This window comes from Desulfosarcina cetonica JCM 12296 (assembly GCF_001311845.1).
Classification (GTDB): domain Bacteria; phylum Desulfobacterota; class Desulfobacteria; order Desulfobacterales; family Desulfosarcinaceae; genus Desulfosarcina; species Desulfosarcina cetonica.
Genome location: NZ_BBCC01000247.1, coordinates 1 through 8239, shown reverse-complemented (window position 1 = coordinate 8239; position 8239 = coordinate 1). Strand labels below are relative to the sequence as shown.

Genomic DNA, 8239 nt, shown 5'->3' with positions numbered 1-8239 from the left:
CAAAGACCACGGAAAAATATATCCCTGTGTCCATAGAGAGCAATAAAACCAAAGCGCTGGACTTCGTTTTTAGACCTGATGGCGTGATTCACGGATGTTTAACCACCGCACTCAAACCTGAAGATAAGTTTGCCGGGAGACCGGATTATAGATACCGATCCATCGATACGAAAATTCATATTCAGTCCATTACATTGAAGGGTGACGGCATCTATCGGACTCTGACACCCACCACAGGGGCAGAGATCGATTATGGCTTTGGTCACCTTGTTGTACGTAAAGATGGGTGCCTTAATAATTGTTTTTCTTTCTTTGGATTGCCTGCCGGGGATTACAAGCTCGTTATTAAAGCCGAAGGCTATAAACCTATCGAAAAAAAATACTCTATCATGCCTGGTATACCAAAATATTTCAGGGTCACTGAATTGACTCCCGGCTGAACCATTAGGAATTATTACAGATTACTATAGTGGGAAAACTTAATAATTTTCTGTACCTGACGGGTGATCCACGCCTGGCGAAATACCTACCGATTATGCACGGATCTTAGGGGATGTGAAGCCGTCCTTTCTGGAATTAAACTGGTTTGTCTCAAATCGGAACCGTCAAGGTGAGTGGACGGATGGCATCGCCGTTGGAAGCAAGGCATTTCTTGAGAAAGTGAAATCGCTACTGACCTTCAAGGCCAAAGGGAGAGAGATCCTCAACGGTGCCCAATGCAACCTGTAGCTGGGAGAAACTTGACAGTTACATCCCTGTGATGTACCAAATAAGTGGAATTTCAATCATTTCAAACTAACGGAGGAGGGTACATGACGAAGCTCAGCGGTGGGCATTTGGCCGCCAAGGCGCTAAAGGCGGAAGGCGTGAAGTATGTCTTCACGCTCTGCGAGTTTGGGTTGGCACCCTTTTACGAGGGTTGTGAGGCCGAGGGCATCCAGATCATCAGCTTTCGTAGCGAGCAGGGTGCCGCCACCGCCGCCGATGGTTGGTCCCGGGTTACCGGAAAGCCGGCGTTGCCATGTTTGCCTCCGGACCGTCTTTCACCAATGCCTACACGGGGATTGCCAATGCCTACCTATGCCAGAGTCCGGTGGTGTACATCGGTCGCGGCCGGAGCCATCCCGCCGCCTTCGACCTTGGTGACCTGCATGAAATCGACAGGGATTACATCGATTTGCTGCGGCCCATAACCAAATGGTCCCGCATTTGCCATCGCACCGAACGTATTCCGGAATACCTCAGCATGGCTTTTCGAAACGTACTGGCAGGAAAACCTGGGCCGGCATACCTCGAAACACCGATATCGGTAGCCTTCGGGCGGGTGGAGGAATCGAAGGACCTCTTTCCGACAAACTATCGCACAGAATCCAGGGCTTATGGCGACCCGGATTATGTACAACAAGCGGCGGAACTTATGTTGAAGGCACATAAGCCCGTCGTGATGGCCGGAGGAGGCGTTTACTGGTCCCAGGCCAGCGAAGCGTTGCAGGAATTTGTAACCGCCGTCAACGCCCCGGTATTTCTAAACGGCTTGGGGCGCGGCTGTGTGCCCTCGGATCATCCGATGGCGTTCTCCTATTCACGGCGCCAGGCCTTCAGGGAAGCCGATGTCATCCTGCTCATCGGGACTGAACTGGACTTTCGCCTGAATTACGGGCGCCCTCCCACACTATCCGCCGACGCCAAGATCATTCATGTCAATATCGATTCTTCGGAAATCGGCCGTAACCGGGGCGCGATATCGGTATTATTGGCGATCCCAAAGCCGTGCTCACCCAGCTTATCGCCGCCGTCGATGGAAGGAAACGCCCTGACTCCGATTGGCTGGATCTCCTGCGGGAAGCACAGGCGGAAGGCGAAGCCAAGGATGAGAAGTGGATGAGATCGGAAGCGGTTCCTATCCATCCCTTGCGGGTCATCGGTGAGCTTCGGCATTTCTTGAGCCCGGAGGATATCGTTATTGGCGATGGCGGATTCTTCGTCAATTTTGCGGCCCGGGTGCTCAAGATATACAAACCGGGTCACTGGCTGGACCCCGGTCTCATGGGTTGCCTGGGCGTCGGTCCCGGATTTGCCATCGCCGCCAAACTGGCTCACCCGGAAAGCCGCGTGGTTTTGCTCAGCGGAGACGGCGCCTTTGGTTTCAATGGCATGGAGCTGGAAACAATGAGCCGCTATGGCATCAATGTGGTGACCATCGTAGGTAACAATGGCTCCTGGGGCATGGAAAAGCATATAGATGTCTGGACTGGCAAGCCCATCGCTGCCGAACTGTCCTCCGGCACGCGATACGATATTATCGCTCAGGGAATGGGTTGTCACGGAGAACTTGTGGAGCAACCGGAGCAAATTCGGCCGGCGTTGGAACGTGCTTTCGCTGCCGGCAAGCCGGCTCTGCTCAACGTGGTGCTGAACGATGAAACGTCGGTTTACCGTGACACCGGCAGCGGCGTTTTTAAAGGGGCACAAGTTCAATCGAGGAGATAACGGTCTATCCAAATTTGGCCTTGAAGCGGAGATATTTGTTCAGCAGCATGAAAGGGAGATCGGGACATTAAATAGCTAAATAAAAAAGTACTATATCACCATTATAAACAAATGAGACCGGTAAGGGCGATCATCTCCATTTTGGTGGAAAAGAACGCGCCTATACTGAAAGTGGTGATGTTTTCATGTGATTCTAATCTAAAAAATGGGTCAAGTTTGCCCCTGACCCATTAACAAAACGCGCGAAGGGAAAATCTGCCCTCTTTATTCTTTCAGCCTGCTCAATGTAGTTCCCTACCGCATAACCCGGCGGCCAGTCAACGTGGACATTCGGCAAGCTGCACTTGCCACTGCCCGTTACCTTGGCCGTTGGACCTAAAGATAGTAGCGATACAATAATCATTGGAAGATCATCGCATTATTGACAATCAGCCACTATATGTGTATAATACACACCATGAAGAGTGGGGAAATAATATAACGGTTAAAGAAGGACGGGTGGATTCTCCATCATACAAAAGGAGACCATCACCAATTTAAGCATCCTGAAAAACCGGGCAAAATTACTGTTCCCCACCCGAAGAAAGATCTTCCTGTCGGTACGCTTCGAAATATTTACCGGCAGGCCGGTTGGCAATGGAGGTGAGAATATGAAATATCCGGTTGTAATCCATAAAGATGAAGATTCGGATTATGGCGTTACATTTCCCGATTTAGGGGGTTGTTTTTCCGCAGGGGATACAATTGAAGAGGCTTTAGCAAATGCCCAGGAAGCCGCGGAGTGCCATATTGAAGGTATTTTGATTGACTCGGAGCCCATCCCAGTTCCTACAAATATTGAAAAACATAAAGACAACCCTGATTTTAAAAACGGCATCTGGCTATCGTTGAGGTGGATTTGAGCAAATTGTCCCTAAAGTCAAAAAGGGTCAATATCACCATGCCGGAAAGATTATTAAATTCATTGGATTATTTCGCTAAAAAACATGGTGAAACGCGTTCCGGCATTTTAGCTCAAGCAGCTACCGAATACATGGCATCCCATCAATAGCCGGCATCAGGGAGTCGGTTGGGGCCCTTGGCTTTAGGCAGATGAATTACATTCAATCCATCCATTGAGTAACCGTATCGAAACGGTCCGATAACCATGGTGGACAACCCCACCGGATTTATGGGATCATCAGCGGCGTTTGGCCATTGTCCCTTTAAGGCCATCAACAACCGCTGAAAGGAACCCTGATGACCCCAATTCCTGAAAAATATGCATTCGAGACCGGCGTTTACCGGCCGCCCAGTGAAGGCGGCAGCAACTCCCTGTTGGTGCGCCTGACGCGCAATTGCCCATGGAACCGCTGCGGCTTTTGCGGCATGTACAAAACCGAGACTTTCCAACTGCGTCCGGTGGACGAGATCAAACGCGACATCGACGCCATGGCCGCCCTGCGCGACGATCTCATGGCGCTTGCCGACGAGGGGTTGCACCAGGGGGCGATCCGCCTCATCGGCAAGCACCCCGGCCTGAACTATCATCCGCTTCGCCATGTTTTATCACTGGCTGTTGTCCGGCGGCAAAACCGCATTCATCCAGGACGCCAACAGCCTGATCATGAAAACCGATCAACTGGTTGAGGTCCTGACTTACCTGCGTCAGACCTTTCCGTCCATTGTCCGGATCACTTCCTACGCCCGCTCCAAGACCATCAAACAGAAATCCCTGGACGAACTCACCGCCATTCGCCAGGCCGGACTGGACCGGGTGCATCTGGGGCTGGAGAGTGGCGACGACGCGGTGCTGGAAATGATCCGCAAGGGTGCCACCGCCGAGATTCACATCCTGGGCGGCCGCAAGGCAAAGGCGGCGGGCTTTCAGCTTTCGGAATACTGGATGCCCGGCCTGGGCGGCAAAGCCCTGTGGCGGGCGCATGCCACGAATACGGCCCGCGTCCTTAATGAAATCGATCCGCACTACATTCGCTCACGGCCCTTTCGTCCCTGGGAGGGAACTCCCATGGCGGAGGCGCTGGCCGCTGGCCGGTTCGAGATGCTGGGCGCCACCGAACAGCTCGAGGAGCTGCGGCTGACCATGGAGACGCTGGCGGTCACCGGCCGGGTCTGCTTCGACCATGCCGGCAACTATTGGCGCGATCCCCAGGGTCGCCTGCTCTTTTCCCACAGCTATGAGGGCTATAAATTCCCCGAAGAAAAACAGGCGGTCCTGGATCGGATTGCGGAGGGACTGAACCGGGCGTGATTTTGTCAAAAAAAATGGCTCGAAAGATTTCATGAAATCCCTGGCCACCCAGCCGTTTGCGTCACGGTACCGAGGCATCCGAATACGGGCCGGTGCCGTGGCGCAACAGGGAAAACCTGCCTATTGACATTCGCCAAAGTTAGATTACACTGAAAGTATAACCATGCAACCGTGACCATTTCCTTCCTGCCGTGCACTTTTCTGTTTGCCCGTACAAGCGTTGTGCGACCGACACGCGAATGATCAACTCCTGACTTTGCAGAAATGAAATAAGACCCGTTCTACTTCATCCGCTTTTCTCATCATGCAAGGGGAAACCTGTCCCCGTCGGCAGCCGATGGCAAGGCTGCGGCATGGCCATGAACACTACCAGGGCGCGGGGCGGTTACCGGTATGCCGATCTTGGCTGATTGGTCGGTTGACAAGCTGGGCGTTGGCCGGCTTCGGCATAAGACGAAACCCTAAACCAAGGAGGTGTGTGATGAAAGCTGGAATCTTCTTTACAGGAACCGGTCCGATTCTGATTCTGACCACGTATGGTGAACTCAACAATCCGATGCTGGTCGACAAGCTGGCGCAGAAGGGGATCAAGAAATTCATCGCCCATGAAGTGCCCGAAGACCTGGTGAAGGAGAAGTATGGTCTTCAATTCAAAACGATCATGGGTGACCTGAAGCAGACCGATGACCTGCGCGTGCTGGACTATGACGGGCATCATGTGTTCTACAACTTTGCCCTGTCCGAAATGGGCGCGGCGATTTATCACGAAAAGTAGATGGGCGCTTTGAAAGCGATGCCGGTCTTTTGCCGGCACGAGTGATCTTTGCGTCATCCCTCCTTCATCCCCCAAAGCCCATCGGACCCCACCGTCCCATGGCAACCCAACGGCTGACGGATGAGCATCCCGGTTCATCCGTCAGGAATCCGATGCCTTGGCCTCCAAAAAACCACAAGTATCGCCTTTTGTGGTAAAATCATTCCAGAAACCCCTTTGAGAATCCGAGTATTGTGATGGACTCGTAAAAAGTCGCATCCCCGACGGATTCGTAAAAAGCCCGAGATCAAGGCTTGCGAATCCTGAGGAATACCGCTATCGCGGGTGCCGTAGGAGCGTACTTAGCGTACGTCGCAGTGACGAAGGATACGCGTAACGCCGATATCGGGCTTTTTACGAATCCGTCAGCATTGACTTGATTTCCCGTTGATTATAGAAATCAGTAAGCCTTTCACCATCTTCTGTATCACAAGAGGAGGTCCTATGATGAGCACCGGGTTCAAGTGCCTGAGCGGATTGATGATCCTTTTTGCGTTGGCGTTTTTCGCGGCCTGCAGGGGCGTCGCGGTTCCGCCGATTCCGGATGAAGCCATGGAATTCGAGGCGGGAATCAAGCTGCTGGCGGACAATCTGGGCGCGCAACTGGAAAATTCGGAAGTCGCCGGATCGATCAACAAGGTGGCCATCAATCTGGTGACCGGCAGAAAGGAGATTAAAAAAATCGCGGTCGACCCCTTTATCGACATGGAGTCGGGCTATCCGGTCAAGGCCAACGATCGAATCGTCAAGATCATGGCCGCAGAGATCAAAGAACGCTTCGAGATCACGGGCGTGATGGAGCCGGACGTTCTCGAAGTGGCCGGGTACGTACTGAACGGCATGGTCACCCTCGAACCCGGCCAGGCCGATCACCCGCGCCGCTACAAGGTCTATGGGGCGGTATTTGAGAAAGGCTCCGGCAGGGTCATTGCCTCGGCATCCGTGCATGTGAAGAATTTCGATACCACGCCGATGGATATCTACAAGGACAGCCCGGTTTATCTGAAGGGAGACAACTACGCGCAACTGACCGCCTCGGTGAGAAAAGGCTCCGATGAAACCGTCGAGAAAGGCTACCACGACACCCTGACGGTGAAATCCATGCAGGTCAAGGGCGATCAACTCTACGAGCAGAAGGAGTATGACAAATCCCTTGTGTATTACAACCAGGCGGCGGGCGTTCAGCAAAAGGTCCCGCTGGAGACCTTGAACGGCTTGTTCACCAATTATCTCAAGCAGAAGCAGTGGAACGAGGCCGCCGCCGCTTACGGCAAACTCATTCGGGCCAGCATCGCCGAAACCGGAGAATTGGCCACCAAGATCACCTTCAACCCGCTTTCATCGTCGCCGGTTGAAAGCAAAACCCGCCTTTACACCATCTACATCAAAGAGATCGCCAAGCTCGTGGATAGCGTGCCATCCTGCCGGATTTCGATTGTCGGCCATTGCAGCCGGAGCGGAACAGAGGCCTTCAACGATGCCCTTTCCTTGGAACGCGCCCAATGGATCCTGAACAAGATGCGTGCATACGCGCCTGGCGTCGTCCAAAAAGCCGATACGGTCGGCCGCGGGTTCCGGCAGAATATCGTGGGCAGCGGGGCCGATGACATCACCGATGAGATCGATCGACGCGTTGAATTCAAGTTCCAGCAGTGTGTTGAATGAATCTTGGTCGTTACGAAATTCTCAGGGAGGTCGGGCGGGGCTCGATGGGTGTGGTCTACCAGGCCCGCGACCCCATGATCGACCGGTTGGTGGCGGTCAAGGTCCTCCGCCAGGATCCGTCGGCCGGGCAAGATTTCGCCAAGCGGTTCCTCAAGGAGGCCAAAGCCATCGGCCGCCTTTCCCATCCGGGAATCGTAACGATTTATGATGTGGAAAACGACGGCGGGAGCCTTTACATTGCCATGGAGTACCTTGAGGGCGTTCCCCTTTCGGACCTGATCCACCATGGCGGCCTTGGCATCGAGGACGCCCTGCGCTATGGCGTCCAGATCGCCGAAACCCTGGATTATGCCCACCGCCAAGGCGTGATTCACCGGGATATCAAGCCCAGCAACATCATCGTGGCCCAGGACGGAACGCTTCACATCACCGATTTCGGCATTGCCCGCATCGAAGATGCCTCCATGACCCTTCAGACCCAGGCCGGCATGATTCTCGGAACGCCGGCCTACATGTCTCCCGAACAGGCGCTGGGAAAACCGGTGGACCGGCGCTCGGATATTTTTTCCGTGGGCGTGATGCTTTATGAAATGATCGTCGGCCGCAGACCCTTTGGCCAGGAAGGCGCCACGCTGGCCAGTGTGTTGGCCAATATCGTTTCCACCACCCCCCAGGAACCTTGCAGTCTGTCCGCATCCATTCCCCAAAACATATCGGCCCTGATCATGAAGGCGATCGAAAAAAATCCGGTGGATCGCTTTGAGACCGGCCAAGCGTTGGCAGCCCAGCTGAAGACCTGTCTGCGCGGCATGACGGAGCCCGTGGCCTCCAGGCGCCGTGCCAAGCGGCCGGTGTTGATTGCCCTGACGGGAATCCTGATCGTCAGCTGGGCCTATTTTTTTTTATGCCCAGTGGAAGGACGAACCCAACATCCCGATACCGACGGCGCCGGTCGAACCGGATGCGCCACCACCCGTTGCCACCCCTGCCAGCCCGCCACCCGCCGTACTTCCTGTTGA

The 8239-nt window shown here is 53.9% G+C and carries 9 protein-coding genes and 3 pseudogenes; all 12 read left to right on the top strand.

Annotated features, from left to right (window positions below):
* On the top strand, positions 1 to 440 hold a 440-nt coding region (locus JCM12296_RS40520; protein ID WP_172684196.1), incomplete at its 5' end, for a carboxypeptidase-like regulatory domain-containing protein.
* A 372-nt stretch (positions 441 to 812) separates the two neighbouring features.
* A pseudogene (locus tag JCM12296_RS51055) lies at positions 813 to 1060 on the top strand (thiamine pyrophosphate-binding protein); the annotation flags it as partial.
* A gap of 186 nt (positions 1061 to 1246) precedes the next feature.
* On the top strand, positions 1247 to 1885 hold the full coding sequence (locus tag JCM12296_RS30655) for a hypothetical protein (RefSeq protein WP_422699199.1): 639 nt from the start codon (positions 1247 to 1249) through the stop codon (positions 1883 to 1885).
* Positions 1882 to 2490 (top strand): thiamine pyrophosphate-dependent enzyme, encoded by a 609-nt coding sequence (locus JCM12296_RS30650; protein WP_054701001.1) that lies wholly within the window; start codon positions 1882 to 1884, stop codon positions 2488 to 2490. The genes JCM12296_RS30655 and JCM12296_RS30650 overlap by 4 nt, the downstream gene beginning before the upstream one ends.
* 496 nt (positions 2491 to 2986) lie before the next feature.
* Positions 2987 to 3136: pseudogene (locus JCM12296_RS51050) on the top strand (type II toxin-antitoxin system HicA family toxin); the annotation flags it as partial.
* Positions 3137 to 3140: 4 nt separating this feature from the next.
* Positions 3141 to 3454, top strand: a pseudogene (locus JCM12296_RS46325) (type II toxin-antitoxin system HicB family antitoxin); the annotation flags it as partial.
* Entirely contained in the window at positions 3431 to 3541 is a 111-nt protein-coding gene (locus JCM12296_RS51045) for a type II toxin-antitoxin system HicB family antitoxin (RefSeq protein ID WP_422699198.1), read from the top strand. The pseudogene JCM12296_RS46325 and the gene JCM12296_RS51045, both read left to right, overlap by 24 nt.
* 188 nt (positions 3542 to 3729) lie before the next feature.
* Positions 3730 to 4119, top strand: a complete 390-nt coding sequence (locus JCM12296_RS46320; protein ID WP_246805153.1) for a hypothetical protein — start codon at positions 3730 to 3732, stop codon at positions 4117 to 4119.
* On the top strand, positions 4097 to 4741 hold the full coding sequence (locus tag JCM12296_RS46315) for a radical SAM protein (RefSeq protein ID WP_246805152.1): 645 nt from the start codon (positions 4097 to 4099) through the stop codon (positions 4739 to 4741). Before JCM12296_RS46320 ends, JCM12296_RS46315 begins: the two co-directional genes overlap by 23 nt.
* A gap of 481 nt (positions 4742 to 5222) precedes the next feature.
* Complete coding sequence (locus JCM12296_RS30635; RefSeq protein WP_054700998.1) at positions 5223 to 5516, top strand: hypothetical protein; 294 nt, start codon at positions 5223 to 5225, stop codon at positions 5514 to 5516.
* 483 nt (positions 5517 to 5999) lie between these two features.
* On the top strand, positions 6000 to 7220 hold the full coding sequence (locus tag JCM12296_RS30630) for an OmpA family protein (RefSeq protein WP_054700993.1): 1221 nt from the start codon (positions 6000 to 6002) through the stop codon (positions 7218 to 7220).
* Entirely contained in the window at positions 7217 to 8239 is a 1023-nt protein-coding gene (locus tag JCM12296_RS30625) for a serine/threonine protein kinase (RefSeq protein ID WP_083456673.1), read from the top strand. Before JCM12296_RS30630 ends, JCM12296_RS30625 begins: the two co-directional genes overlap by 4 nt.